This window comes from Salinimonas lutimaris (assembly GCF_005222225.1).
GTDB classification, from domain to species: domain Bacteria; phylum Pseudomonadota; class Gammaproteobacteria; order Enterobacterales; family Alteromonadaceae; genus Alteromonas; species Alteromonas lutimaris.
Genome location: NZ_CP036536.1, coordinates 647911 through 673863 on the forward strand (window position 1 = coordinate 647911; position 25953 = coordinate 673863).

General features: G+C 51.5%; 23 protein-coding genes and 1 pseudogene. 11 read left to right on the forward strand and 13 right to left on the reverse strand.

Annotation, left to right across the window (positions count from 1 at the left end; genetic code table 11):
* Positions 1-50 precede the first annotated feature (50 nt).
* The gene (epmA, locus tag EZV72_RS02805) at positions 51-1022 is read left to right on the forward strand and encodes an elongation factor P--(R)-beta-lysine ligase (protein WP_137165805.1); all 972 of its coding nucleotides are present in this window, start codon (positions 51-53) and stop codon (positions 1020-1022) included.
* A gap of 9 nt (positions 1023-1031) precedes the next feature.
* Here epmA and EZV72_RS02810 read toward each other — a convergent pair whose 3' ends face one another.
* Positions 1032-2966, reverse strand: a complete 1935-nt coding sequence (locus tag EZV72_RS02810) for a GGDEF domain-containing protein (RefSeq protein WP_175405027.1) — start codon at positions 2964-2966, stop codon at positions 1032-1034.
* 253 nt (positions 2967-3219) lie between these two features.
* Between EZV72_RS02810 and EZV72_RS02815 the strand changes: the two genes are divergently transcribed.
* The 3 genes from EZV72_RS02815 (at position 3220) to EZV72_RS02825 (ending at position 6900) form a co-directional block, all read left to right on the forward strand.
* Positions 3220-5628 (forward strand): TonB-dependent receptor, encoded by a 2409-nt coding sequence (locus EZV72_RS02815; protein ID WP_137165807.1) that lies wholly within the window; start codon positions 3220-3222, stop codon positions 5626-5628.
* A gap of 98 nt (positions 5629-5726) precedes the next feature.
* Positions 5727-6362: a gamma-glutamylcyclotransferase gene (locus EZV72_RS02820; protein WP_175405028.1), complete on the forward strand. Its 636-nt coding sequence runs from the start codon at positions 5727-5729 to the stop codon at positions 6360-6362.
* Positions 6355-6900: a GNAT family N-acetyltransferase gene (locus EZV72_RS02825; protein WP_175405029.1), complete on the forward strand. Its 546-nt coding sequence runs from the start codon at positions 6355-6357 to the stop codon at positions 6898-6900. Before EZV72_RS02820 ends, EZV72_RS02825 begins: the two co-directional genes overlap by 8 nt.
* Here EZV72_RS02825 and EZV72_RS02830 read toward each other — a convergent pair.
* Positions 6886-7482, reverse strand: a complete 597-nt coding sequence (locus EZV72_RS02830) for a peptidylprolyl isomerase (RefSeq protein ID WP_137165809.1) — start codon at positions 7480-7482, stop codon at positions 6886-6888. The two genes, EZV72_RS02825 and EZV72_RS02830, sit on opposite strands and share 15 nt — an antisense overlap.
* A 16-nt stretch (positions 7483-7498) precedes the next feature.
* Positions 7499-8701 (reverse strand): methyltransferase, encoded by a 1203-nt coding sequence (locus EZV72_RS02835; protein WP_137165810.1) that lies wholly within the window; start codon positions 8699-8701, stop codon positions 7499-7501.
* Positions 8702-8744: 43 nt separating this feature from the next.
* Here EZV72_RS02835 and EZV72_RS02840 point away from each other — a divergent pair, with 43 nt between their 5' ends.
* Positions 8745-9377 carry an alpha-ketoglutarate-dependent dioxygenase AlkB family protein gene (locus EZV72_RS02840; RefSeq protein WP_137165811.1) on the forward strand — a complete coding sequence of 211 codons (633 nt, stop codon included), beginning with the start codon at positions 8745-8747 and terminating at the stop codon, positions 9375-9377.
* Positions 9378-9380: 3 nt separating this feature from the next.
* Entirely contained in the window at positions 9381-9701 is a 321-nt protein-coding gene (locus EZV72_RS02845; RefSeq protein WP_137165812.1) for a BolA/IbaG family iron-sulfur metabolism protein, read from the forward strand.
* Here the strand turns inward: EZV72_RS02845 and EZV72_RS02850 are convergent.
* A complete protein-coding gene (locus tag EZV72_RS02850; protein WP_137165813.1) occupies positions 9696-10628 on the reverse strand; it encodes an AEC family transporter in 933 nt (310 codons plus the stop codon). The genes EZV72_RS02845 and EZV72_RS02850 overlap by 6 nt on opposite strands.
* Before the next feature lie 214 nt (positions 10629-10842).
* Here EZV72_RS02850 and EZV72_RS02855 point away from each other — a divergent pair.
* Positions 10843-12874 (forward strand): annotated as a pseudogene (locus tag EZV72_RS02855) (BCCT family transporter).
* A 202-nt stretch (positions 12875-13076) separates the two neighbouring features.
* A complete protein-coding gene (locus tag EZV72_RS02860) occupies positions 13077-13736 on the forward strand; it encodes a phosphatase PAP2 family protein (RefSeq protein WP_137165814.1) in 660 nt (219 codons plus the stop codon).
* A 48-nt stretch (positions 13737-13784) separates the two neighbouring features.
* Here the strand turns inward: EZV72_RS02860 and EZV72_RS02865 are convergent, their stop codons facing one another.
* Positions 13785-14093 carry a hypothetical protein gene (locus EZV72_RS02865; RefSeq protein WP_137165815.1) on the reverse strand — a complete coding sequence of 103 codons (309 nt, stop codon included), beginning with the start codon at positions 14091-14093 and terminating at the stop codon, positions 13785-13787.
* A gap of 220 nt (positions 14094-14313) precedes the next feature.
* On the opposite strand from EZV72_RS02865, the gene EZV72_RS02870 reads away from it, so the two are divergent.
* From EZV72_RS02870 to EZV72_RS02880, 3 genes are all read left to right on the forward strand, one after another.
* Positions 14314-15879, forward strand: coding sequence for a SulP family inorganic anion transporter (locus tag EZV72_RS02870; RefSeq protein ID WP_137165816.1), 1566 nt, complete (start codon positions 14314-14316; stop codon positions 15877-15879).
* 298 nt (positions 15880-16177) lie between these two features.
* Positions 16178-17170 carry a glycosyl transferase family protein gene (locus tag EZV72_RS02875; RefSeq protein WP_137165817.1) on the forward strand — a complete coding sequence of 331 codons (993 nt, stop codon included), beginning with the start codon at positions 16178-16180 and terminating at the stop codon, positions 17168-17170.
* A 109-nt stretch (positions 17171-17279) separates the two neighbouring features.
* Positions 17280-18164 carry an aldo/keto reductase gene (locus EZV72_RS02880; RefSeq protein WP_137165818.1) on the forward strand — a complete coding sequence of 295 codons (885 nt, stop codon included), beginning with the start codon at positions 17280-17282 and terminating at the stop codon, positions 18162-18164.
* An 18-nt stretch (positions 18165-18182) separates the two neighbouring features.
* Here EZV72_RS02880 and EZV72_RS02885 read toward each other — a convergent pair whose 3' ends face one another.
* From EZV72_RS02885 to ccoG, 8 genes are all read right to left on the reverse strand, one after another.
* A complete protein-coding gene (locus EZV72_RS02885; protein WP_137165819.1) occupies positions 18183-18773 on the reverse strand; it encodes an HD domain-containing protein in 591 nt (196 codons plus the stop codon).
* 63 nt (positions 18774-18836) lie between these two features.
* The gene (locus EZV72_RS02890) at positions 18837-19466 is read right to left on the reverse strand and encodes a thiol:disulfide interchange protein DsbA/DsbL (RefSeq protein ID WP_137165820.1); all 630 of its coding nucleotides are present in this window, start codon (positions 19464-19466) and stop codon (positions 18837-18839) included.
* A 183-nt stretch (positions 19467-19649) separates the two neighbouring features.
* Positions 19650-20666, reverse strand: coding sequence for an LLM class flavin-dependent oxidoreductase (locus EZV72_RS02895; protein WP_137165821.1), 1017 nt, complete (start codon positions 20664-20666; stop codon positions 19650-19652).
* 130 nt (positions 20667-20796) lie between these two features.
* A complete protein-coding gene (locus EZV72_RS02900; protein ID WP_137165822.1) occupies positions 20797-21177 on the reverse strand; it encodes a hypothetical protein in 381 nt (126 codons plus the stop codon).
* A 268-nt stretch (positions 21178-21445) separates the two neighbouring features.
* The gene (locus EZV72_RS02905; RefSeq protein WP_137165823.1) at positions 21446-22924 is read right to left on the reverse strand and encodes a sensor domain-containing diguanylate cyclase; all 1479 of its coding nucleotides are present in this window, start codon (positions 22922-22924) and stop codon (positions 21446-21448) included.
* 123 nt (positions 22925-23047) lie between these two features.
* A complete protein-coding gene (locus tag EZV72_RS02910; protein ID WP_332308335.1) occupies positions 23048-23476 on the reverse strand; it encodes a YqaA family protein in 429 nt (142 codons plus the stop codon).
* Positions 23476-24447, reverse strand: coding sequence for a serine/threonine protein kinase (locus tag EZV72_RS02915; RefSeq protein ID WP_137165824.1), 972 nt, complete (start codon positions 24445-24447; stop codon positions 23476-23478). The genes EZV72_RS02910 and EZV72_RS02915 overlap by 1 nt, the downstream gene beginning before the upstream one ends.
* A 7-nt stretch (positions 24448-24454) precedes the next feature.
* On the reverse strand, positions 24455-25882 hold the full coding sequence (gene ccoG / locus EZV72_RS02920; protein ID WP_137165825.1) for a cytochrome c oxidase accessory protein CcoG: 1428 nt from the start codon (positions 25880-25882) through the stop codon (positions 24455-24457).
* Between the last annotated feature and the right edge of the window lie 71 nt (positions 25883-25953).

Below are 25953 nucleotides of genomic sequence, written 5' to 3' on the forward strand. Positions count from 1 at the left end.
GCTGCTGCCGGACTCCCCCCTTTAATTCCTGATTCAGTATACTTTGTATTATGCAGACTCAATGGCAACCCACCGCGACCAACCAGGCTCGCCGGGCCCGTGCGGCATTGCTGCGCGATATTCGTGAATTTTTTTATCAGCGTGATGTGCTGGAAGTCGACACGCCCCTGTTAAGTCACGGTACGGTGACCGATGTTCATCTGGCTGCTTTTCGCACGGATTTTGCTCACAGTGTTACCGGTAAGCCGGAGTCATTGTATTTGCAAACTTCACCGGAATACGCCATGAAGCGCCTGCTATGCGCCCAGAGCGGTCCGGTTTATCAAATCTGTAAAGCCTTCAGGCATGAAGGGGAAGGCCGCTGGCATAATCCGGAGTTCACTATGCTGGAGTGGTACCGGCCAGGATTTACGCATATTGAGCTAATGCAGGAAATGGATGAGTTGCTGCAACTGACCCTGAATACCGCACCGGCTGATATCATGACCTACCAGCAGGCGATGCAACAGTATTGTCACCTGGACCCGCTGACCACCGATGTATCTGCACTGTGTCAGGCGCTGAACCGGTTTAATATTGATATTGATGATGCACACACCTTAAGTGTGGATGACTTACTGCAACTGCTTTTCAGTTTTGTGGTAGAGCCAGCGATTGGTCAGCAGCAGCCATGTTTTATTCATGGCTTTCCGGCTTCACAGGCTGCTCTGGCTAAGTTGAATCGCACCGATCCGCGCACTGCTGACCGGTTTGAGGTGTATTACCGGGGCGCGGAGCTGGCAAATGGGTTTTACGAGCTTAGCGATGCTAATGAACAGCGACAACGCTTTGTTCATGACAATGAATTGCGCGCCCGGATGAATTACCCGCAACTGCCGGTGGACGAGCATTTGCTTAGCGCACTGGCGCAGGGGTTGCCAGACTGCGCCGGTGTCGCGCTGGGAATAGACCGCTTGCTGATGTTACAAACCGGAGCGACGCATATTGAGCAGGTGCTTAACTTTCCGGTCAGCCGGGCCTGAATAGACTATTTAGTGTCGGGGTGCAGACAGCTGATAAGATGCCGGTGATGTTGCCATGGTGCCGCCGGACTGGCTACTTTCTATATAGCAGCCCCGACCCTTGTCCTTGGCAGTGTACAGCAGCTCATCACACTGTTTGACCAGTGCAGCCAGATTATCCGGCGCACTGATGTGAATCAGCCCGGCAGAAAAGCCGCATCCGCGAATATCCGGGTAGCTTTCAATGCGCAGCGATGCGGCCTGTTTAAGTAGTCTGTCCATCATTTGTCTGGCCTGCCCAGGGGCGGTAGAAGGCAGGCACAGAATAAACTCTTCCCCACCAAACCGGCCAAACACATCGCAGCTGCGGATAGTGTCCTGTACCATCTGACAAAATGTTATCAATACCTGATCGCCGGCGTCATGGCCAAATGCATCATTAATTTTCTTAAAATGGTCTAAATCCAGTAACGACACCGACATAGGATATTTATGCCGGCTGGACCGTGATAGTTCGGTATGGATAAGCTCACTGGCGGCCCGCCGACTTAGCACACCGGTCAGGCTATCATACCGGGCCAATTGACTGAGCTGTCGTTTTTGCTGCGCCTGACGGTAAAACAAAAAAATGGTGGTGAGCATTAGCAGGGCGCCGGCCAGACACGCTGTCAGTAGCCACCGGTTGATGTTTTGTTCTTTATGAAGCTGGTGTTGGGTGCGTCGCTGACTGTCCTGCAACAGTGTCATACGTCGTTCGGCCAGCGTATTAATATAGTAATCAGAGCGTACCAACGGCGGTAAAGTCGTGCCAAGAGGCGTGCCGGATGCCACTGTTTTGACTTTCAGTAAGGTTTCAAATGCAGTGTCTGTCTGTCCTTGTTGATACAGCAATAAGGCGTGGCTGTGCTGCAGGCGGTTAGCCAGCTGTGGCCACTGGGGAAAGCCGGACAATATCTGGGTAAGCCGGACTATTTCGCTGCTGGCCAGTGACAGCTGCCCGGTAAAAATCAGGGCATTGAGCCTGACCAGCTGAACTGAAACTCCGTCATAACTCTCAGCAATATCAATCCACACAGGTGCGCTGGCCTGATATAAAGCCAGCAGGTCAGAATACTGCTTCTGGGTATCCAGCTGACGCATCTGCAACTCCAGCGCATAAACAAAAGAGTGGATATCCTGACTATCCAGCGCCAGCGTCTTGTACTGCTCGTTAAGAGTATTAAAGCGGTGGTTATCACCACGTTGTAATGCATTATGACGCAGGCAGTCCAGCGCCAGTAACTGCATTCTGGCGGCAACATTATGATGCAGCTGGCTTATTGCCTCGTAACTGCGCCGACACAGTAATTCGGCTGTGTCAGTCTGGCCCAGCTGGCTAAGAATATGACCAGTGCGCAGCTCAATATGCTCAAAAAAACCTTCGCCGTAATACACTTTATTTTCCAGCAGCGGGACCTCGTCGATAAGTGCTGAGAACTCATTTAAGGCATCATCCAGATAATGCAGACGATATAAAAATACCCCTCGGGTGGCGCGGGCATCCCTGTATAAACTGAGATCGGCGGTCTGAGCGAAGGTCTCAATACGTTCGAGTCGGGCCAGGGCGTCTTTCCAGTGCGCGGCGACGGCCTGGTTATACGCGACCAGCAACTCATGGCGGTAGAACAAAACTGGCGCATTGTGTTTCAACCAGTTCTTATCCACTTCGTCCAGTACATTGTAGGGTTCAAAGCCGGTGGGGTGATGAATCTGTGATTGCAGAAGGACCTGATAAAAGCGACTAAGAGGTGAGCGTTTGGTGAGTGTCCGGGTTTGGGCGATGGCCTGCTTCAAAGTAGCGCGGTTGGTATGTACCTGCTGCTGGATTGCCGCATAGTCAGCGTAATAATCCTGCGGGTCTGCCTCCCTGGCATGGGCATACAGCGGGTATAAACAAAGCGCGAAAGCTGCTGCGCGAAAATACATGGCGTCCATTTCCTTATGTTGCCAATGTTACAAAGCGCGTAGATAAGACAGGACACGCTAATATTGAACACAAAATATACCATGTCAGGCTGAGGCACAATCGTAATTAATACATTTTGTTTATTTATTGAAAGTTCCGTTTATTTCGGTCAATGGCCAAAAATGAGGGACTGTCGGTCGTTGACATTTTGGGTGTACAACCGGAGAATGTTATAACGTAACGATAAATGATAATCAGAAGTACGGAATAACTATGTTTTCACGCTCAATTCTTGCTGCGGCAGTACTGACTGCCTGTGCCCCCGCGTTAGCTGAGACGGTGACCGGGACCGTGGTCGATGAACAGGGCAGCCCTGTTGCCGGTGCCACCATCTCTGTTGAAGGTTCCAGAAAAACGGTCAAGACCGATGAGCAGGGGCAGTATCGCCTTGCTGACATTTCTCCGCGCGATGTACATATTCATGTGTCATCTGAAGCTTATCTGCACGGCGATAAAGATTTAGGCAAAATTGAGGGTGATCAGGTTGTCGACTTTACCCTGACACCATCATCCATGGAAAATATTCTGGTTACCGCAACGGCCATGCAGTCTTCCACGCTGGAGTCGGTAACACCAGTATCAGTGCTGGGCGCAGAAGAATTACGTCGTCATCAGGCACCGACCTTAGGAGAAACTCTGAAAAACACCCCGGGAGTGCAGAGCACATACTTTGGACCGGTATCGAGCAGCCCGGTTATCCGGGGCAACGACGGCCCGCGGGTGATGATTGTACAAAATGGTCTGGATGTGTCTGATGTCTCCCGGGTAGGGCCTGATCATAATGTGGCAGCCAATGCATCCAGTGCCACGCAGGTCGAGATTCTGCGCGGACCGGCTACTCTGCAATACGGTAGTGGCGCCATCGGTGGTGTGGTAAATGTGGTGGATAAGCGCATTCCACAATATGTTCCGCAAGATGTGGAAGGGGAAGCCGAGGTTCGCTACTCCACCGTGGATAACGGCAAATTTGGCAAGCTGGATGTCACTGGCGGCAAAGGCAATATTGCTTACCATTTTGATGGTTTTATGCGGAAAACCCAGAACATTGATATTCCGGGTTATGCGTCATCTGAGCCGGATGAAGATGAGCCGTATCGTACACTGGAAAACAGTGATATGGACACCAAGAGCTTTACTGCCGGGGTAAGCTATGTGGAAGACGAAGGTTATCTTGGTTTTGCGGTTGAGAAACTCAGTAACCTGTATGGCGTGCCAGGGCATCATCATCACCATGAAGAAGAGCACGAAGAAGATCATGATCTGATTGCCGGTGAAGAGCATGACGAGCACGAAGAAGAAACCGGTACTCAGATTGATGTGGATATGACCCGTTACCAGATGATGGGGGAATGGCACTCGCCGGTGGCCGGATTTAACAACATCAAATTTGGTCTGGCCCATACTGACTATACCCACGTTGAAGTGGAAGACGGGGAAACCGGTACGGAATTTAATAACGACAGCACCAACTTTAAGCTGTCTGCACACCATATCAAAATTGATGGCTGGCACGGAGTGATTGGTCTGCAGGCCAGCACCAGTGATTACGAGGCCATTGGTGAAGAGGCCTTTACTCCACCTAATACCACTGATTCCTACGCACTGTACCTGGTAGAACAAAAACGCTTTGGCGATGTAACTGTTGAGCTCGGTGGACGGGTCGAGCGCACCACCATTGATGCCGATGATGCCGAACTGGATCTGCATGTTCATCATGACGAAGAAGGCGAAGAAGAACTGGAAGAGCAGGTATTTACCTTTGACGACTATGATTTCACCGCCACGTCGCTGTCTGCCGGTGCTAACTGGGAATATACCAAAGGCCAGTCTGTTGCTCTGACCCTGTCACGCAGTGAGCGAGCGCCAAGTCAGCAGGAATTATTTGCCGGCGGTCCGCACCTGGCTACCCAAACTTATGAAGTGGGTCTGGTTTACGACCTGGACGAAGAAGGTGAGCTGGGCAATGAACTGCGCGGTGTGGAAGAAGAGGTCAGTAACAATATTGATCTGACTTTGCGTAAGTACACCGGCGACTGGGGCTATACGGTATCGCTGTTCTACAATCAGGCTGAAAATTATATCTATCAGACTGACACCGGCCTGACACTGGAAGAAGAGCATGAAGAACATGCTGATGAAGCTGGCGAAGAAGCCCATGAGCATGAAGAAGAAGGCTTGCCGGTCTATGCCTTTAATCAGGCGGACGCTGATATTTACGGCCTGGAAGGACAGGTGTATTACGACTTTACCCCACAGTGGCGGGTAGAGGTGTTTGGCGATACGATTCGGGCCAAACTGGATAATCAGGACCTGCCGCGTATCCCGCAGTCACGTGTTGGCACCAGCCTGAGTTATCAGGGGATGCAGCTGCGCGGTGACATTGGTGTGACCTATCATGCCAGCCAGGACAATATTGCACCGTTTGAAACGGAAACTGACAGCTTCACGATGCTTAGTGCCGGTGTGGAATATGAAATCAGCCACCGTGACGTGAGCTGGATCTTGTTTGCCAATGCCGACAACCTGACTAACGAAGAAGCGCGTGTCCATACGTCCTTCCTGAAAGATCAGGCTCCATTACCAGGGCGTAACTTTACTGTCGGTGCCCGCGCAGTATTCTGATACCGTACGGGTTAACCGAAAAGGGCTCACCGCGTAGAGGATGAGCCCTTTTTTTATGCCTGCTACAATACAAATAAGTCAAACAGCAGGAGTACGGCGTGACTATTGAACACATCCGGCAGTGGCTGGCCTCACTAGAGCATGAGCATCTTGTGCTGGGATATGGCAGCCTGATGAACGCTGACAGCCGCCAGCGTTTTTCTGCCATTGATGAGCCCGGCATTTTAGTGTCAGTCACCGGGTTTGAGCGGGCATGGGTAACTCGCAGCGAACAGGAAAAACTGACCTATGTAGGCGCGCTGGCCAATCCTGATGGCTGGCTCAATGCCCAGATGATATCCACCGCTATCAGCCCGGCACTGGCCAAACGGGAGCAGGATTATCAGTTTGTGGCAGTACCGGCCAGTGCAGTCAGTGTGAAAGCTGCTGATAAGGTCAATACCTACCTGCAACAGGCGCTTAACGATAAGTCACTGTGGATTTGCCAGACGCTGGCGCAACAACCGGCCAGCGCTGAATTTCCGATTGCTCAGACCTATATTGATACCTGTCTGGCCGGTTGTCTGGAACAGGGCGGAGAGGCGCAGGCCCGCGCCTTTATTGACTCCACCCGACTGTGGTCCAGACATATTCAGCACGACCGTACAGCGCCGGTCTATCCTCGCCCGGGCCGGGTGGCGAGGCAGCATCACGAGCAGATTGATGCCTTACTCAGGGAGTATGCCCTTGTCTGAGCCAAAGTATGAGTTTACCAGCGCACGATTAGGCTACCGTGAGCCGGTCATGGATGATGCGCACTGGGTTCACACCATGCAGCAGGACCCAGAATGGATACGGTTTATTGGTAATCGCGGAGTCCATTCGATAAGCGATGCGAAGCGGTATATTGAGCTGATACAGGACCATAAAAAGCGCTGGGGGTATGGCCTGTGGGTGGCACAGTGTCAACGTACCGCCGAACCGGTGGGCATCTGTGGTTTGCTGACCCGTCAGGTATTCCGGTGTCCGGATCTTGGATTTGCCCTGCGCGGTGAGTATCGCAGGCTGGGATATGGAACAGAAGCCGGTGAGGCGGTCGTCCAGCGGGCTGCCGGGCACTATCATTTTGACTTTGTTACCGGTATGGCACATAAACACAATGTGCGCTGCCGCCAGTTGCTCACCCGCCTTGGGTTTCGCCAACAGGGAAAAATTTTTATTCAGGGAATGGAGCGCCAGCAACTGTACTGGCGCACGCTCGACCCAACCGCTAAGCGATCAGGTTGCCGGTAAAACGATGGCTTTTTTCAGTACAATCTGTTCCACCGGGCTGTTTTGTTCCCGCAGGTCCAGGTTGTACTCGGTTTCCACTTCCATCATTTTATCCACTATTTCCTCGCCTTCCACAATCATCCCAAAAACGGCATAGCCCCAGTCGCGGCCCGGATCCAGACTGGGATTATCATTAACGTTAAAAAAGAACTGCCGATTGGCCGAATGCGGCTCATTCTGGCGTGCCATGGCCACGGTATACAGCTCGTTTTTCATCCCATTGCCAGACTCGTTAAAGATCTCAGGATAGCTGGGCTTGGCTTCATAATCGGTATTGTATCCGCCTCCCTGCACTACAAAGCCGGGGACAACACGATGAAAAATAGTGCCGTCATAGCCATGCTTTGAGACATAGCGCAAAAAATTGTTCACCGTCAGGGGCGCGCGCCGGCGATCAAGTTCCACCACTACATCGCCCATGGTGGTTTCCAGTTTCACTCTGGGATAATAGTTATCTGGCTGCACATCAGAGCCGTCATCTTTGTCTTTAGCAGTGACCTGTGTGGTGACGATTATCAGCACAAAAAGTAGATAGCGAATCATGTTGTTTTTCCTTCCATTAACGCTTGGCTGAACTCAAAATAACGAATTTACGGTTACTTGCAAGCACCTTAACACCGCCAAACAGGCGTTTCAGTTTTATGTGATACTCCAGATGACGGTTCGCCACCACAATCAGGTGGCCGCCACGACGCAGGGCATCGCGGCTGTCATGAAACATCTGCCAGGCAATATGGTCGGTAATTGCATTTTGCTGGTGAAAGGGCGGGTTACATAACACTTTGTCATACTGATTCTGCTGACCCTGACCTAACAGTTGTTCAAGACAATTGCTGGCTACGAAACGGCAGTTATCCTGCGCATCGGGAAAATTATGCGCCACATTCATTCGCGCGCTTTCCAGCGCCATAAAAGACTCATCAACAAAGGTGATATTTGCCTCGGGGGCCAGCGCCAGCGCATTGAGTCCTAAAATCCCGTTACCACAACCCAGGTCAATAACCTGCTCATGATTGGTTACGTGCATATGCTCAAGCATCAGGCGGGCGCCGATATCCAGAGACTGACGGGAAAAGACGTTGGCCAGGTTATGCACCTGCATGCTTTTGCCATTACTGGATTTTTGCTCCCAAATCATCGTAGGTGCAGTCTGGGTATGCAGCGAGCGGGCCGGTTGCTGCGGCTCACAAAATATCAGGCGGGATTTTTTCTTGGCCAGTGAGGTGGTGGTAATGCCCAGGTACTTTTCAAACAGCCCCAGCACCGATTTGGTGACCATTTTGACTTTTGCGGCGGCAATAATCCGGGTCTGTGGCGTAATCATGCGGCTGAGCGCCTGCAACTGGGCCTCCAGTAACGCCTGAGTACGGGGAATCTTTATTACCACTGTATCCGGTGTGGGAGGCAGAGTATGCAGGATGCTGTGTGCCTTGACCGGCGCGTCCACTAAGTAGTCATCGCTGAAGGTGACCGGCATCTGGTTTGCCTGCAGGTTTACCGCCAGCGAACGATGCCCAATCCAGGAGTCACTGTACCAGTGCACAGCAGCTTCGCTGTGACCGGCAAACCAGCAACCCAGTGCGCCAAAGTCATCATTAAGAATGAGTAACGGCGCGGATGCTTGTACCGGCGCGGCTTCGGCCATATATTCAATTAACAGTTCATCAGCACTGTCCCACGCCTGCAGGCTTTTGTGCTGATGTTCGGACGGATACCTGACCAGATTCAAGGTGGTATCCAGGACGCTAAATTCAGTGTTCATGATGCAACTGTAATGTATTGTGATGATAGAAAACGGAGGGGTAATGCAGTTTTCGTTATTTGACGATGCCTGTAACAATCAGACGCCTGCGCCATTACCCATGCCGGATGCAACAGTAATTTATCAGCCTGGCTGGCTGAGTGCATCCCAGGCTGACCAGCTTAAACAACAGCTGGAGAGCGAATTAAACTGGCATCAGGATACCATTAAATTATATGGTAAGTCGGTGAAAATTCCGCGCTTGCAGGCCTGGCATGGCGATAGTGATGCCATCTATGCCTATTCGGGGCTGCGGATGCAGCCAGCCCCCTGGACGCCAGCGCTGCACTATTTACGCGAGCGTATCAGTCAGCAGCAAAGTACCTCATTTAACAGTGTGCTTGGCAACTGGTATCGGCATGGGCAGGACAGCATGGGGATGCATGCGGACAATGAGCCTGAGCTGGGGCGCGAGCCGGTTATTGCTTCTGTGACTCTGGGGCAGGCCCGACCGTTTATTTTTCACCATCTGCCGACCGGTACCCGCAGCCGGGTTCTGCTCGAGCATGGTAGCCTGCTTATCATGCGCGGCACTACCCAGCAGTTTTATCATCATGGCATAGCCAAGACGGCCAAATCGATTGGTGATAGAATTAACCTGACATTCAGGTACATTTACCCGCAGCAAAACAGGTAATTTATGCAAGTAAAAGCATTTATCGAAGAACAACTGATGACCCATCTTTCACCGGTTTTTTTACAGGTGGCTGATGAAAGTCATATGCACAATGTGCCTGAAGGAGCACAAAGCCACTTTAAGGTCACGGTGGTCAGTGAGCAGTTTGCCGGCAGCCGCCTGATAGGCCGGCACCGGCAGGTTAATACTCTGCTGGCCGATGCCCTGAGCGGCCCGGTGCATGCGCTTGCCTTGCATACCTATACACCACAGGAGTGGCAGGATCGTGGTAACGAGATTGTGCCGTCGCCGGCTTGCCGGGGTGGCAGTAAAGCCGACCTATAACAGGCCAATTCCATGTAACGTGGAATAGGCCACCGCGGTGACTGGCAGCGACAGCAAGGTGGTCACCGCAATAATACTGGCTGCCAGACGATGATCGCCACCCAGATTTCTGGCCATCACATAACTGGCTGCGGCGGTCGGTGAAATAGCCAGCAGCAGTACAATGCCCAGCTCCATCCCGCTGAACCCGGCCAGATAAGCGCCTCCCACTACCATCGCCGGATAGCCAATGCATTTGCTGATTGTGGCCAGACTGATATTCCATTTATCAGCGCTGAACGAGCGAAACTGCAGGGAGGCACCGGTGCAGATAAGCGCCAGCGGCAGTGTCAGCTGGGCAAAGTATTCACCGGTCGCTTTCACAAAATCCGGCAGGCTAATCTGAAAATACGACAACGGCAGGGCCATCATAATCGCCAGAATCAGCGGGTTTGAGACAATGCCCAGCAAGTGCTGGCCTACCGAGCGTTTGCTATCCAGATAAAAATTCAGCACAAACACAGACAGCACATTAAACAATATGGTGATACAGCCCATGTACACCGACGCGGCCGCCAGCCCGGTATTGCCATAGGTATTCGCACAATACGCCAGGCCGATGATTCCCATATTGGCCCGAAAGCCCCCCTGAATCACCACACCACGGGCATTGGCAGGATTTACCGTAAAATGGCTGAACAACATCAGCAACAAAAAATACACTAAGGTGGCACCGGCGCCTACCGCGATCAGTCGCGGGTTGGCGGCATGGGCAAAGTCGGCCTGAGCGATGGATAAAAACAGCAGGGCGGGCAGAGCCAGGTTAAAAACCAGTTTAGAGCCGGTTTCAATAAACACTTCGTTTAGCATGCCGCGACGATATAGAAAATACCCCATCAACAGCAAAATGAGTACCGGGCCGAGGGTTTCGGTTATAAAAGAATACATGGGCAGGTCGTTGATTAAGAATAAGAAGGAAAAGAGCGGCCAGTGTAGCAAAAATAGTCAGTGGTAAGTAGATGATGAAGGCAGTTTACCTGACATACAAAGGTTGCTTTTCAGGCTGCGTTGTACCAGCGTAGGAGGGTACATTCTGAACTATTACCAATCAGGGCCAGTAACAAAACCTAGTTGCGGATGGTCTTTATTAAAAGGAGCTTATATGAAGGAAGGAACCCATCGTTCTACCATTCTTCTGCCCGTATTTATTCCCGCTGTCGCTATTATCGCCCTGTTAGTGGTCGGCACAATCAGTGCGCCGGATCTGGCCGGTGAGGCTTTTGCCAGTCTGCTGGCATGGATTACCCAGACCTTTGGCTGGTTTTATATGCTGTCAGTGGCCCTTTTTTTAATGTTTATTGTCGCGGTGGCCGCATCCGGCTGGGGAAATATTAAATTAGGACCGGATCACGCTGAGCCCCAGTACAGTTTTGGCGAATGGTTTGCGATGTTGTTCTCGGCCGGTTACGGCGTTGCCTTATTGTATTTTGGGGTGGCAGAGCCGGTGTTGCACTATGCCTCACCACCAGCCGGCGCGGCTGAAACGGTGGATGCAGCAAAGCAGGCTATGCAGATTGCCTTTTTTCACTGGGGCTTTCACATCTGGGCAATTTACGGTCTGGTGGGACTGGTACTGGCCTATTTTGCTTTTCGCCAGGGACTACCATTGTCGATTCGCTCAGCCTTGTATCCGCTTATCGGCGATAAAATTTATGGGCCGATAGGTCACATCGTGGATGTCTTTGCCATTCTGGGAACGCTGTTTGGTATTGCCACCACGCTGGGGTTGTCGGTCACTCAAATCAACGCCGGCCTGCATTTTCTCTCGCCGGATATTCCCATTGATATCACTGTACAAATCAGCACTATTGCCATTGTGACTGTGGCCGCCACCGTGTCTGTACTGGCGGGGATGGACAAGGGGGTAAAACGTCTTTCCATACTTAATATGATGCTGGCAGTGGCACTGATGAGCATGGTCTTTGTGGTGGGCGATACCGTGCATATTCTGGAGTCATACCTGCAAAATACCGGTAGCTACCTAAGCGGTATTGTAGAGCGTACTTTTAATTTGCAGGCCTACAGCCGCAGCGACTGGATTGGCAACTGGACCTTATTTATCTTTGGCTGGACTATTGCCTGGGCACCGTTTGTTGGCATGTTTATCGCCAAAATCAGTCGGGGACGCACCCATTCGTCAGTTTGTGGTGGGCGTTATGCTGGTGCCCACATTGTTCACCTTTTTATGGTTCTCGGTGTTTGGCGATACCGCGCTTAACGCCATTATGAATGAGGGAGTCAACACCCTGATTGCCGATGTACAGGAAAATGAAGCTATTGCTCTGTTTAAACTGTACGAGCAGTTGCCCTGGTCCTCCTTGATGTCAGCATTAACCGTGCTGTTGATTATTACATTCTTTGTTACCTCATCAGACTCAGGCTCTTTGGTGATTGACTCACTGTCTTCTGGCGGCCATGAACAAAGCCCGGTCTGGCAGCGGGTATTCTGGGCATCGATGGAAGGCATTGTGGCGGCTGTGCTGCTACTGGCTGGTGGCTTGAATGCGCTGCAAACCATGACGATTACCAGCGCCTTACCGTTTGCGGTTATTATGTTGCTGGCGGCAGCCGGTCTGTGGCGGGCGCTGATTATTGAAGGCTATCGCAATAACAGTTTGCAGGCACACACGCTGGATAAAAATAAACAGCGCGATGGCGATTTGAAAAGCCGCCTGGCGGCGATGGTGGATTATCCGCAAAAAGACAAGGTTTATCAGTTTATTGAGCAGACCGTGACGGCTGCTATGAAAGACGTACAGGCTGAGCTGGAGTACCGCGAGTGGCAGGCTGAAGTGGTGTTTAACGATACCCTTGGCCGGGCTTATCTAACGGTGGTGCGCCATGAACATATGGATTTTATCTATGATATCCGGATGACCGAACATCAGGTACCTGGGTTTAGCTATGCTGAGCTGCGTAGTTCAGAAGAAGAGGCAGAAAAGTATTATCGGGCCGAGGTGTTTTTGCGCCGTGGTGGTCAGGCCTATGATATTTATGGCTATGACAAGGCCAGCATTGTTAAGGATATTCTCGACCAGTTTGAAAACTATCTGCACTTTCTGGACAATAGCCCGGGTCAGCTGCCCTGGCAGATGGACGCCCATGATGAGATGCTGAATAAACCGGAAAGCTAGCCTGCCCTGATAGTGTCCGGCCTGTGACAAACTAACGGCCGGCGCTGCCATTTTCAGGCAATAAGAATTACCCGTGTCCGGCGTTTGCGTGCTCACATTCGCGCCGGTGTTTGGGTATTCTCCAGGCATCTACATATCACAAACCAATCCAATTCGGGATTGAGTTTGTATTCATACCAATTATTAGGCTAAATCATCGGTTATGTCTTCAACGTCATCTGTTTTTCGTTTTCGTTTTTTTATGCTGCTGTTATGTCTGGCTGGTTTTGCCGGAATAGCGTTGTGGGTGCAGGGTAAGCTGCCCAAATTTGATATTACTTTACTGACTACGCTGCGCAGTCCTACCAGTAGTGCTGATCCTATCGGCCCGCAGTGGCTGGAAGAAGGCATGCGGGATATTACTGCGCTGGGCAGCAATTGGGTGTTACTGTTGGCGGCATTATGTAGCAGTATTTTGTTATGGCTGAACCAGCATCGCAAACTGGCGCTGGCACTGGTGGTGGGCATTGGTGCGGGGCTGGCGGTCACTTTTGCCCTGAAACATGGTTTTGCCCGTCCCCGACCCACGCTGGTGGTGCACGAAACACAGGTGTTCACCAGTAGCTTTCCGTCTGCCCATGCCATGATGTCGGTCATTACCTTGTTTTCTCTGGCGCTGATTTTCAGTGCCTCGCCACAAGGGCTGGCCCGGCGCAGATACATTATGCTGGTGGCATCAATGATTACCTTTTGCATCGGATTCAGCCGGGTTTATCTGGGTGTACACTGGCCCACGGACGTGATTGCTGGCTGGCTGGCCGGTGTGGTATGGGTTATTTTATGGTGGTCTGTGGTCAGTCGCCTGATCCCGGACCGCGCTTAACCGGATATCAACCTGCAACAGGTGCCGGCTATGGCACCTGTTTTACTTTTATTTGCCTGATGGTCTGGCAGGCGCTCTTAGAGTGCGTAAAAACCAGCCGACAAACACCGAAATCAAAAAGCCAAAAAATGCGATAAGGGTGGTGACCAGCATCAATGAGCTGGCAATATCTGCCTCTTCCCCGGTTTCTTCGCTCACCAGCAGGCCAGACGCCTGAAAAATAAATAATGCTGCCACACTGAGCAGTAATATCGTGCCGGTAGAGGTCAGCGTTGCTTTCCAGAAAGCACGCGGCGCACTCCAGTGAATAATACCGGCAATGAGCACTGATAAACCTGTCAGTAAATATGCAACCACAATACGACCTCTTTAGTTAACGTGATGCTGCGCGGGAGCGCAAAATTCATAGTTTGCCTTTGCTGAGCCGAGGTTGCAATAAGACCGCGACTGGTCTGCCTGGTACAACCTGCACACAGACCGCGCCAGGCTTAGTTTTAACATCTTATTAAAGGACTTTGGTCATTTATGGTGATAGAATCGCCGACCGTTTTTTAACCACTCACTTGCTTGGAAACACATGTTTGATTTGATCAACAGTAAAGACGGCAATGTCAAAAATGACGTGCTGTCGGGTATTACCGTTGCCCTGGCACTGGTCCCTGAGGCGGTCGCTTTCGCCTTTGTGGCAGGTGTTGAGCCGATGATAGGGCTGTACGGCGCATTTTTAATGGGACTGATTACCGCAGCCATCGGTGGTCGTCCGGGAATGATTTCCGGTGCGACAGGGGCCATGGCCGTGGTGATGGTAGCCCTGGTATCTCAGCACGGTGTGCAGTATCTGTTTGCGGCGGTAATACTGGCCGGCTTGCTGCAAATCCTGGCCGGCGCCTTCCGGCTTGGTAAATTTATCCGTTTGGTGCCGTATCCGGTGATGCTGGGCTTTGTTAACGGCCTGGCCATTGTGATTTTCCTGGCCCAGCTGGGGCAGTTTAAAGTGCAGAATGCGCTGGGTGAATGGCAGTGGATGGAAGGCACCATGCTGTACATCATGCTGGGGCTGGTGGCCCTGACAATGGCCATTATCTATCTGTTGCCTAAGCTGACCAAAGCAGTGCCTGCCTCGCTGGCCGCGATAATTATTATTACTGTGCTGGTGCACGCCACCGGGATGGAAGCGCGCACGGTACTGGATTTTGTGCGTGATCTGCTACCGGCGGATCAAAAAGCCACCGCCACGCTGGCCGGTGAGTTGCCTTCTTTTGCTATTCCCATGGTGCCGTTTACCATGGACACTCTGATGATTATTCTGCCAACCTCGGTCATTCTGTGTCTGGTGGGCCTGATTGAATCGCTGCTGACCCTGACCCTGATTGACGAGATGACAGATACCCGTGGCCGTGGCAATAAAGAGTGCGTAGGCCAGGGCGTGGCCAATACGGTTAACGGTTTCTTTGGTGGTATGGGCGGTTGCGCCATGATTGGTCAGAGTATGATTAACATTAACTCGGGTGGCCGCGGGCGTTTATCCGGTATTACCGCAGCGGTTGTATTGCTGGGCTTTATTTTGTTCGCCGCTCCCCTGATCGAAATGATACCTCTGGCGGCACTGGTAGGCGTGATGTTTGTCGTAGTTATTGCCACCTTTGAATGGGCCTCATTCAGAATTATCCGTTCGGTAAACAAAGAAGACGCTTTTGTGCTGTTTCTGGTGACCACCGTGACGGTGTTTACCGATCTGGCCATTGCGGTCGTGGTCGGGGTGATTATTTCTGCGCTGGTATTTGCCTGGAAACACGCCCGTCATATTGCGGTGAAAACACACATCGATAACGACGGCTGGAAAGTGTATGAGCTGGATGGTCCGCTGTTCTTTGGTTCGGTATCTCACTTCAAAGACCTGTTTGATATTGCCAGTGACCCGCAGGATGTGGTGATTGATTTTAATAACAGTCGTATCTGGGATTCGTCGGGCATTGATGCGCTGGACGGGTTGGCTGATAAATATGAGCAGCAGGGTAAACAGCTGCACATTCGCCATATCAGCAGCGACTGCCGGGCATTGCTGAAAAAAGCCAATAAGTTTGTCGAGATGAATGTGGTTGAAGATCCGCGCTACAAGGTGGCGTCTGACCAGCTCGGCTAATCAGGTTGCTGTGCATCAAACTGGTGCATAGCTTCTTAAAAGGTGCATTATCGGGCGGCCATAACCGGCCGGCCCGGGCATGCAGGCCCCGGTTTACGGCCGTTAGGTAACTGGCATGCAACTTGATACACCTTAAATAGCAGACCGGTACATGTCCTGTTGGTCTGCCGATAATGTATCTAACGTGATAGTCAAAAACCACACCGTCATTTCTCCCGGTGTGGTTTTTTTATGTCTGGTTTGCCCCGGTGCAAGGCAGTGATAAACTGCCACTTACTTTAATTACAGGTGTCAGCGCATGTCCGCAGTATTCAGTCAGTACATAAAAATTATCGGTAAAGGGCAAAAAGGCAGCCGAAGCCTGACCCGCGATGAAGCCTATACTGCGATGAAAATGGTGCTTAACGAGGAGGTCACCGGCGACCAGCGCGGCGCATTTTTAATGCTGTTGCGCACCCGGGAGGAAACACCGGACGAGGTCATCGGCTTTTTACAGGCCTGTCGTGAGATGCTCCACCCCGAAGTCGCAGCCCTGCCGGCCAGTATCGACATTGGGTGTTATGCAGGAAAACGCCGGCAGCTGCCCTGGTATCTGTTAAGCGCAGCCTGTCTGGCGCAGGCGGGAATTAAAGTATTTTTACATGGTGCCCATGAACCTGGCTCAGGCCGACTCTATGCCAGTCTGGTGCTGCCTGCGCTGGGCCTGCCCCTGGCTGGCTCGGCCAGTCAGGCGGCTGAGCACCTTAAGGGTCAGCACGCGGCCTATCTGGATCTGGAGAATATTCTGCCGCCGCTTAATACCATCATAAAATTGCGCGAGGTGTTCGGCCTGCGTTCGTGTGCTAATACGCTGGGCCGGTTACTGAATCCGTCCGCTGCGCCGGCCAGTGTGCAGGGGGTATTTCACACCCACCTTGATCACAAGCATGGCAAAGTAAACGAGGCCTTCGGGCAGTTTCAGTCGTTGTGTTTTCGTGGCGATGGCGGCGATCCTGAGGTAAACAGTGAGCGGGAAACCGAACTGTTTATTACCCGGGATGGCCACACCTCAACCTGTATTCTGCCGGCCAGTGACGGGCAGTGGGCGTTAAAAGACAAAACCATGGATGTGCAGACGATGCTGGCATTCTGGCGCGGTGAGCAGTCCCACCGGTATGCCGAACAGGCTGTGCAGGCTACACTGACCGCCTACCTGACGCTATTGGATAACAGCACTATCGCGCAGGCCGCCGACAAGGCCCGTCAGCTGTGGCAGCAGCGCGATACGCAGCGCCTGCCTTTTAGTGCCTGAATATGGCGTTGGGGTGATCCTGAAGCGGGTCTGAAGGCTAGCTAATAGCACAGTGTCGGAAGTTGCCGGGCATTGGATTTTCATGCATTCGCACAAACAGGGAAACACTATGCAATCACTTTCATTAAGCAATGGTCAAAGCATTCCGCAGGTAGGGTTTGGTACCGCGGCTATTGGCAGCATGCATCAAAACGACAGTCATGTGAAAGATACGGTACTTAAGGCGATAGAGCTGGGATACCGGCACATTGATACCGCGTCGTTTTACGGTAATGAGCAAACGGTGGGACAGGCAATAGCTGAGTCTGGCGTGGCGCGTAAAGACTTTTTCATCACCACCAAAGTGTGGGACACCCAGCAGGGCTACCAGCCTACCTTAGCTGCCATGGAGCGCAGCCTGGAATTACTGGGGCTGGATTATGTGGACCTGTATCTGGTGCACTGGCCGTATCCGGAGAAAACCCATGCGACCTGGAAAGCACTGGAAAAGCTGCATGAGGAAAAATGCGCCCGCTCTCTGGGATTGTCTAATTTTACCAAGCGGGATATTCAGCAGTTATTTGAGGTGGCAGAAATCAAGCCGGTGTATAACCAGCTGGAACTGCATCCATACATGACGCAAAAACCGCTCATTGAGTATTGTGAAAGCAAAGGCATGGTGGTGTCGTGCTGGTCGCCGCTGGGCTCCGGCTCATGGAGTGATGTGAAATTTGAGGACAAGCCGATGGCCGACCCGGTGATTACGAAGCTGGCTGAAAAGTACGGCGTCAGTGCCGGGCAGGTCATCATAAAATGGGATGTGCAACAGGGTCGGGTGGTTATTCCCAAGTCTGAAAGTGAAAAGAATATGCGGGCCAACCTCGAGCTGGACCACTTTTCACTGACCGAACAGGAACTAAATGCCATTGACGAGCTGAACCGGGACGAACGGTTTGGAGATGACCCGGTGGATGCCTATCAGGCCAACCTCGATCGTCCGGTTCCGCAGGTGTAATACCCCAGCCGTCGCTGGCTAGCCTTTTAGCCAGCCGTTTTCAACGGCCAGATCCAGCTGCCCGTTTACATATTGCCATAGCTTCGGGGCGTGGCGCTCCAGCAGGGCGTTGCGATTCAGTATTTGTACCCGGGTGATGCCGTGTCTGGCCCAGCTGCCACCTTCGTACTGCATGTTCTGAAATACCGGCAGCACTCTGTCCATACATTTGGCAAAGCAGGCATCGTGAGTTTCAGCTGCTTCAAACTCCAGCCACAGGGTGAGCAAATTCTGGCCTTGTTCCCCGGGCAGTAATCCGAAAATACGTTTGGCCGCAGCAAGCTCTTTGAGCTCCTGCTCAGCGTGATCCGCCGCATCATTAAACGCAAACAAATCGCCGGCATCAATTTCAACCAGATCGTGAATCAGGATCATCTGTATCACCCGGGTGATATTCACAGGGTGTTCGGCATATTCGGCCAGGACTGTGGCTGCCAGAGCCACGTGCCAGCTGTGCTCGGCGCTGTTTTCCTGGCGGTTGTCGTCGCCGGGTAAGCGAATCTGACGACGAATGGCTTTTAGCTGGTCCAGCTCGCGAATAAAGTCAGCCTGAGGTAATGCGGTCAAAATAACTCCTTATAAAAACAAAACGCGCCGGATAAGGCGCGTTCTTAATCAGTATTGAAGCGGCAATCAGTCTTGCTTGCTTAGCCAGACAATTAAATCAACAATGTCTTCACGTGACATGTCAGACGTAAACTGCGCCTGGTAACGGCCGTTAACAATAAAGTTAGGTACACCGCGCACATAGTCACGGTATTCATCCAGTGTTTTATTGTTTTGCTTAAGCATGTTATTTACGCCGAAGCTGCTGGCCAGTTTATCAAACTCGGCTTTGTCGACGCCGTTGACGGCAAAGATGCTACGCAGATCCTTAAGGCCGGTCACGCTGGCACGCTGCTTGTGAATATAATCAAAGATAGCCGCGTTCAGGGTATCTTCCTGCTTCAGTGCGCGAGCAATCATCATTGCACGGGTCGCATCATCCTGAATGTCAGATGACGTAAAGCCCATAAAGTTAACGTGAACTTTATTGAACTTAGTGTCTTTACTGATTTTCTGTTTAATTTCTTTTACCAGTGGCTCAAACTGAAAACAGTGTGGACACCAGTAAGAGAAAAACTCGGTGATAACCGGTTTGTCGCTGGCCGGCTCATCCAGAACCTTATAGTGCTTACCTTCTTCCCATTTGGCTTGCTCAGCGGCACACGCCTGTAGCGGAACCAGCAAAGCCATAAAAATTATCAGAGCAAATTTTTTCATGCGTTATTTCCTTTAAGCGAAACTGCGCAAAAGATTACCACAGCAATTTCGCTTCGCATAGCCAACACGACCATCTGATGTCTATCACCGACTAGCGGTTCATTTGCGGTTCAGATTGTTGTTCTGTACAGCACGCTGGCTCTGAACATAATAAAGTAGCATATAGTACCTCCTGAATTTACATTACTGCCAGCTGGGGGCGGACTTGATCTCGGTCATAGCCCCGACCTGGCGGATGGCCTGATGACATTTTTCATCATCAGTGATAGGAAACGATAAGATAATCTCATCGATGCCGGTATCGGCAATGAAGTCTGCCAGTTGCTGCTGAACCTGAGCTGGCGTGCCTACCACCGCATAGCGCAGGGTGCTGTTTATGGCATGGATCTCTCCTGCTGATAACAGGCCATGCAGGTTATCCACCGGGGCCGGCATGGGCTCGTTAAGTCCGCGACGCAGATTGGCAAACTGTTGTTGCACTGAACTGAACAGGTATTGGGCTTCCTCTTCTGTATCAGCCACTACCGCCATTACGCCGGCAGATACATAGGGTCTCTGAAGCTGCGCAGACGGCTGAAAGTTCATTTTGTAAATCCTGATAGCATCATGTAGTGCGTCAGGCGCAAAATGAGAGGCAAAAGAGTAGGGCAGCCCCATTTTGCCAGCCAGTTGGGCTGAATACAGGCTTGAGCCCAACAACCACAGCGGCACGTTGCTCCCCGCCCCGGGCACTGCCAGCACCGGACCGCCCGCGCTGTCGTCGGCCAGGTAATCCTGTAGCGCCTGCACATCAGCCGGATAATCATTCACATTGCTGCTCAAATCCCGGCGCAGTGCACGGGCTGTTGCCATATCTGTACCGGGCGCGCGGCCAAGACCCAGATCAATGCGTCCGGGATATAAAGCGTCTAATGTGCCAAACTGCTCGGCAATTACCAGGGGGGAGTGATTGGGCAGCATAACCCCGCCGGAGCCGATACGGATTTTGCTGGTTGCCGCACCGACACCTGCCAGCATGACCGCGGTCGCCGCGCTGGCTACTCCACGCATACCATGATGCTCAGCCAGCCAAACCCGCTCAAACCCTTGGGTTTCGGCTAGCTGCGCAGTTTGCTGGCTGTTACGCACCGCTTGATGCACGGTTTTATCCTGCCCTATATGCGCAAGATCCAAAATCGAAAAAGGAATTGGGTGTGCCATCTTTACTCCAGCCACAACATTCAATGAGTCTGTATATTGGGATGGTTAATTATCAGGCAACCGCGACAAGCCACACAGGAGATGTAATCCCTGTGTGCTGAGACGAAATCACAAATTGGCAGGTGGTAAGTTACAGGTTACTGACTTTTTGCTGTTGATGACAGATTCTGGCTTCCAGCTGACAACATGCCGGCGTGCTTTGACTGGCAATGTCGTACAGGGTGCGCCCGGTAAACTGCCATTTATCATCCTGCTGATAAAAAGAATAAATTACCAGCCGGGTTGGCTCTTCCAGTTCTATCTGAACATCGCCATCTACATCCATATAGGCATATGCCATGGTTTGATCCGACATTAGCATTTGCAGATAACCGTCATCGGAAACTTTGACGATTTCTCTTACCTGCCGGTCAAAAGTCTGGCAAAACAGCGAAATAACAGTGGTCACGTCCTGGTTTAACAGCGTAGGACTGGCTGTGTTTTTTTCAAATCTGGGTAGTACGCGTTTCATTTTGGTACCTCCAGTGGGACAAACTGCTCTGATTTAAAAAGATAAGGTTGAATTCAGTAATGTAATTTTTATCTGTATGAATCAACATGGTGATCCTACCATAAAAGTAGGGGATGTGTCGTTATAGATTGGCCGGGAAAAGGGAGTCCGGAGCAATAAAATACCGATACAAGGCACCTAAGCCAGCGCACGCAAGGGCTGCCTTCGCGAAGTCTCTGGTTAGATTATTTTGCGCTAACATCTGTGTTTGTTGTGACTAATCCAAAGGTTATGCCAGCGCCTGAGCAATGCCCGGGCTGTAGCGGTTCCTGCCTTCAGCTTTAGCCTTGTACAGCGCCGTATCTGCACGGCTAATAAGTGCTTGCATACTGTCAGTTTTGGGCGACCCGGCGAGGGCGTATCCGACACTAACAGTAATGACACTGCTGACCGGTGACATTGGAAACGCGATAGCAAGCTTTCGAATATTGTTAATGAGTGCCTCGACAATTTTCAGCGTAGTAACAGCCGACTTGGAGGGGCAAATCAGGGCAAATTCCTCCCCGCCATAGCGGGCCGAAGTGACTGCATATTCCAGCGCGATATCGGTCAGCACCCGTCCAATCAGTTTGAGCACCACATCGCCGGCCTGATGACCATAGGTGTCGTTATAGAGCTTGAAATGGTCCACATCCAGCATGACCAGATGCAAGGGCTGCCCGGTAATATGAATATTGGCCCATTCCCGGGCCAGGGTTAAGTCAAAAAAGCGCCGGTTGGCAATGCTTGTCAGCGCATCCATATTAGCCTGACGTTCCAGTTCTTTGTTCGCCTGTTCCAGGTCCTGCTGCAAAAGTTTCAGGCTTTGCCGGGTATTGAGGCTGTGCAGGGTTTCACTAAACAGCTCACCAATTAATTTCAGATAACGCACTTCATGGTACTGCCAGTTGTGCGAAACATTTAAGATATCACAACCAATAAACCCGAATAATCCACCGTTTAGTGTGACTGCCACACACAAAATAGCTTTGATGCCTTCTCGCTCAAATTCGGCTTTTTCCTTGCAAGCTTGCGGTGGCAGGTTGTCAATATCCTGAATCCGGAAGATGCCCTGCTCCTGCAACGTTGTAAACAGCACCGGGAACTCGCTGACCGGAACATTTTTTAAATCATCTTTGTATGGCATGACATCCGGGCCAGCCCACTCATGAGTATTGTCCATTAGCGTATGGTTATGTTTATACCGAAACAGATAGCAGCGGTCAGCATTGATAAATTGGCCAAAGGTGCCCAGACACTCTTCAATCAGGGGATCCACACTGGCTTCGTCAGCATTGATGAGCCGGGTGGAGATAGATGACAGCATCATGCTGTAGGTTAAATGGCTGGACGCCGACGCCTGCATACTGCGCTGTTGGGCATCAAAAACAGCTGTGACGTCGATATTAATCACACAGTAATTATCAGAGGCGACCGCTAAATGCCGAAAGGTCAGGTTACAGTGAAAGCGCTGGCTGCCGGCAGCTATATCCACTTGCTGGCAGCTATGATCGAACAGATTTGCCGGGTGTAGCGGGTGATGTTCTTCGGTTAACTGCTGACCGCTGAGGGCGTCAAAAAAATCCAGCGACCGGGCGTTACTGCCAACCGGCAGATGCAGTTGTACACAGCACTCATCAGACAACAAAAAGTCGCTGTCATCGTTTTCTTTGTAGAGTAAGAGGCTTGGCATGCCTTTGAGCATGCCGGATACATTTTTAGTATTCAAAAACGATACTTCCCTGAACAACACTAGCAGATGAACTATTTAGAAGCCCTTCGTATTAAGCATAGTTCAGCGGGAAAGAAAAGCGAGGGAAAGGGATGAACTTTTATTCACATAACCATTGATTTAAACCGCACTGAACCACGCCAGTAACGCATATCGGCCACCTTTACCCAGGGTCACCAGCAGCAGGAATACCGGCAGAGATGTGCGCAGGATGCCGGCAATAAAGGTCAGCGGGTCGCCCACCACCGGCAGCCAGGCAAAACACAGTGACCAGATACCGTACTTTTGAAAATGATGCTGGGCAGAAAGGTAGGTGGTGTCACTGACTTTTAACCACTTCTGTACACCGGCGCGACCGGCATAACGGCCCAGCCAGTAATTAAGCAGGGAGCCACCCACGTTTCCGGCGGTGGCGGTAAGTACCAGTGGCAGGGGGGCATAGCCGGCGGCCAGTAAGGCCAGCATCACGGCTTCTGAGCCCAGCGGAAGTAATGTGGCAGCCAGCAAAGCGCTGCTGAACATGCCCGCCCAGCCCAGTTCAACAAACACTACAAACCCAGTTTAAGCGGCGGTTCTGACAGTGCTGCCAGCTGCTCCTTTAACGCCAGTATCTGACCTTCCCAGTATTTATCCTCGGCAAACCAGGGGAATGCTCTGGGAAACGCCGGGTCCTGCCAGCGGCGAGACAACCAGGCCATATGATGAATCATGCGCATAGCGCGTAGTGGCTCAATCAGAGCCAGCTGACGCGGGTCCAGCTCATTGAATTCCTCATAGGCTTCTACCATCACATCCAGCTGCAATAACTGCTGGCTGCGATCACCACTTAACATCATCCACAGGTCCTGAATGGCCGGCCCCATACGACTGTCATCCAAATCGACAAACATGGGGCCGTCACGCCACAAAATATTACCCGGATGACAATCGCCGTGCAGGCGGATGCTATCGGTTTCAAAGTAATGCTGGCGCGTGGCGGTGATTAGCGGCTCGGCAATGGCAAAAAAAGCGGTTTTTAAATGCTCCGGCAACAGCGCACTGTGTTGCAGTTCCTGATAGGGCTGGGTCAGGAAGGAGTCGGTATCTAATACCGGGCGGCCGGTAAAATTACGAGCCTGTCCCACCCGGTGAATACGTCCGATAAAGCGGCCCATCCATTCCAGCTGGTTAAGATTATCAATTTCAAACTGCCGTCCGCCAACCGACGGAAACAGAGCAAAGCGGTATCCGTTATGAAAATGCAGGGTTTTGCCCTGAATATTTAATGGCGCCACCATGGGAATTTCGGCATCGGCCAGTTCTCGGGCAAACTCATGCTCTTCAAGAATCTGATCGTCGGTCCAGCGCTCCGGGCGATAAAATTTGACCACCATGCGCTGGCCTTCGTCGCTTTGAAACTGGTACACCCGGTTTTCATAACTGTTGAGTGCCAGTAACCCGGTTTGCGCATAAACGCCGGTAGACTCCAGCGCATCAAGCAGCGCGTCCGGCGTCAGACCGGTAAAAGCAAAATCTGTCATAGGATCCTTATCGATAGAGGAACTTGCTGGGTTCTTTCACTTCCACTGCCTCGGCAGTATCAGTGGCGCGAACCACAAACTGAATATCGGTAACCGGATCATCCAGATTATAGGCATCGGTGGCAACCGAAATCGGTACTGATGCAACTTCTCCGCCCTGAACCGTCACTTTCTGCGCGCCAATCAGACGGTAGTCCGGCAGACCGGCAACAGAAATGCTGTACTGATGCTGGGTTTGCGACTTGTTAAGTACTTTCAGGGTATACACATTTTCAATCAGACCGTCATTGGTTTCCCGGTACAGGGCATTACGATCACGAATAATATCAACCTCCAGCGGCACCCGTAACAGCACATTGGCGGTCAGTACGGCTATCATCAACAGCAATACAACAAAATAGCCAATCAGTTTGGGCCGGAAAATACGCAAGCTACCACCGGATAATTCTTCTTCAGAAGTGAAGCGAATCAGCCCTTTCGGATAATTCATCTTGTCCATGACGCCGTTACAGGCATCCACGCAGGCGCCGCAATTGATACACTCGTATTGCAGGCCATTGCGAATATCTATTCCGGTCGGGCATACCTGCACACACAACTGACAGTCGATGCAGTCACCTAATCCTTTTGCGTGAAACGCGTCACGACTGAGCTTGCGCGGGCGCGGTCCGCGATGTTCACCGCGCTGTTTATCATACGCCACGGTAATGGTCTGGCTGTCAAACATGGCCGACTGGAAGCGGGCATACGGGCATATATGCGTGCACATGATTTCACGCATGTAGCCGGCATTACCATAAGTACAGACTGCAAAAAAAAGTACCGAGAAGGTTGCCCAGAAGCTGGCGTTGAAGGTAAAAAAGTCGGCAAACAGTGCCTTTACCGGCGTAAAATAGCCGACAAAAAGCAGGGCTGTGAGTAAGGCTGTGCTCCACCAGCAGCATTGTTTGAGCGTTTTGCGAATAAACTTATCCGCATCCATGGGGCGTTCATCCAGTTTAATACGTTTATTTCTGGGCCCTTCAATTATTTCTTCAAACCAGGTGAAGATATATACCCAAGTGGTTTGCGGGCACATAAATCCGCACCAGACCCGGCCGGCAAACGTGGTCACAAAAAACAGTGCAAAGGCAGAAATAATAAACAGATAAGCCAGCAGGGTCAGATCCTGTGGCCACAGAGTCAGTGAGAACAGCGTAAAGCGCTGCTCGGCGATGTCGAGCAGCACAGCCTGATGGCCGTTGTAGGTCAGCCACGGAATAAGCGCAAACAAAGCCAGAAAAAATAACCCGAAAAAACGTCGGAATGTTTCCAGCGGCCCTTTCACCGCGCGTACATAAATCCGGCTATGGGCGGCGTGGCGCCGGGTTGTGCCGGTGTCCGGCTTATGTACTTTGACCGGCGTCACATTTTTAACCGGAATATTGTCACTCATTGTCAGGCCTTAGCGATAACGTCCCTTTGCATACTATCAGACGCAGGTGAGAATAAGGCTTAATATAGATC

Bases quoted from the DNA above. Each gene is read 5' to 3' on its own strand.
- epmA (WP_137165805.1), top strand. From the start codon at position 51: ATGCAGACTCAATGGCAACCCACCGCGACCAACCAGGCTCGCCGGGCC.
- EZV72_RS02810 (WP_175405027.1), bottom strand. From the start codon at position 2,966: ATGTATTTTCGCGCAGCAGCTTTCGCGCTTTGTTTATACCCGCTGTAT.
- EZV72_RS02815 (WP_137165807.1), top strand. From the start codon at position 3,220: ATGTTTTCACGCTCAATTCTTGCTGCGGCAGTACTGACTGCCTGTGCC.
- EZV72_RS02830 (WP_137165809.1), bottom strand. From the start codon at position 7,482: ATGATTCGCTATCTACTTTTTGTGCTGATAATCGTCACCACACAGGTC.
- EZV72_RS02835 (WP_137165810.1), bottom strand. From the start codon at position 8,701: ATGAACACTGAATTTAGCGTCCTGGATACCACCTTGAATCTGGTCAGG.
- EZV72_RS02840 (WP_137165811.1), top strand. From the start codon at position 8,745: ATGCAGTTTTCGTTATTTGACGATGCCTGTAACAATCAGACGCCTGCG.
- EZV72_RS02845 (WP_137165812.1), top strand. From the start codon at position 9,381: ATGCAAGTAAAAGCATTTATCGAAGAACAACTGATGACCCATCTTTCA.
- EZV72_RS02850 (WP_137165813.1), bottom strand. From the start codon at position 10,628: ATGTATTCTTTTATAACCGAAACCCTCGGCCCGGTACTCATTTTGCTG.
- EZV72_RS02860 (WP_137165814.1), top strand. From the start codon at position 13,077: ATGTCTTCAACGTCATCTGTTTTTCGTTTTCGTTTTTTTATGCTGCTG.
- EZV72_RS02870 (WP_137165816.1), top strand. From the start codon at position 14,314: ATGTTTGATTTGATCAACAGTAAAGACGGCAATGTCAAAAATGACGTG.
- EZV72_RS02875 (WP_137165817.1), top strand. From the start codon at position 16,178: ATGTCCGCAGTATTCAGTCAGTACATAAAAATTATCGGTAAAGGGCAA.
- EZV72_RS02880 (WP_137165818.1), top strand. From the start codon at position 17,280: ATGCAATCACTTTCATTAAGCAATGGTCAAAGCATTCCGCAGGTAGGG.
- EZV72_RS02890 (WP_137165820.1), bottom strand. From the start codon at position 19,466: ATGAAAAAATTTGCTCTGATAATTTTTATGGCTTTGCTGGTTCCGCTA.
- EZV72_RS02895 (WP_137165821.1), bottom strand. From the start codon at position 20,666: ATGGCACACCCAATTCCTTTTTCGATTTTGGATCTTGCGCATATAGGG.
- EZV72_RS02900 (WP_137165822.1), bottom strand. From the start codon at position 21,177: ATGAAACGCGTACTACCCAGATTTGAAAAAAACACAGCCAGTCCTACG.
- EZV72_RS02915 (WP_137165824.1), bottom strand. From the start codon at position 24,447: ATGACAGATTTTGCTTTTACCGGTCTGACGCCGGACGCGCTGCTTGAT.
- ccoG (WP_137165825.1), bottom strand. From the start codon at position 25,882: ATGAGTGACAATATTCCGGTTAAAAATGTGACGCCGGTCAAAGTACAT.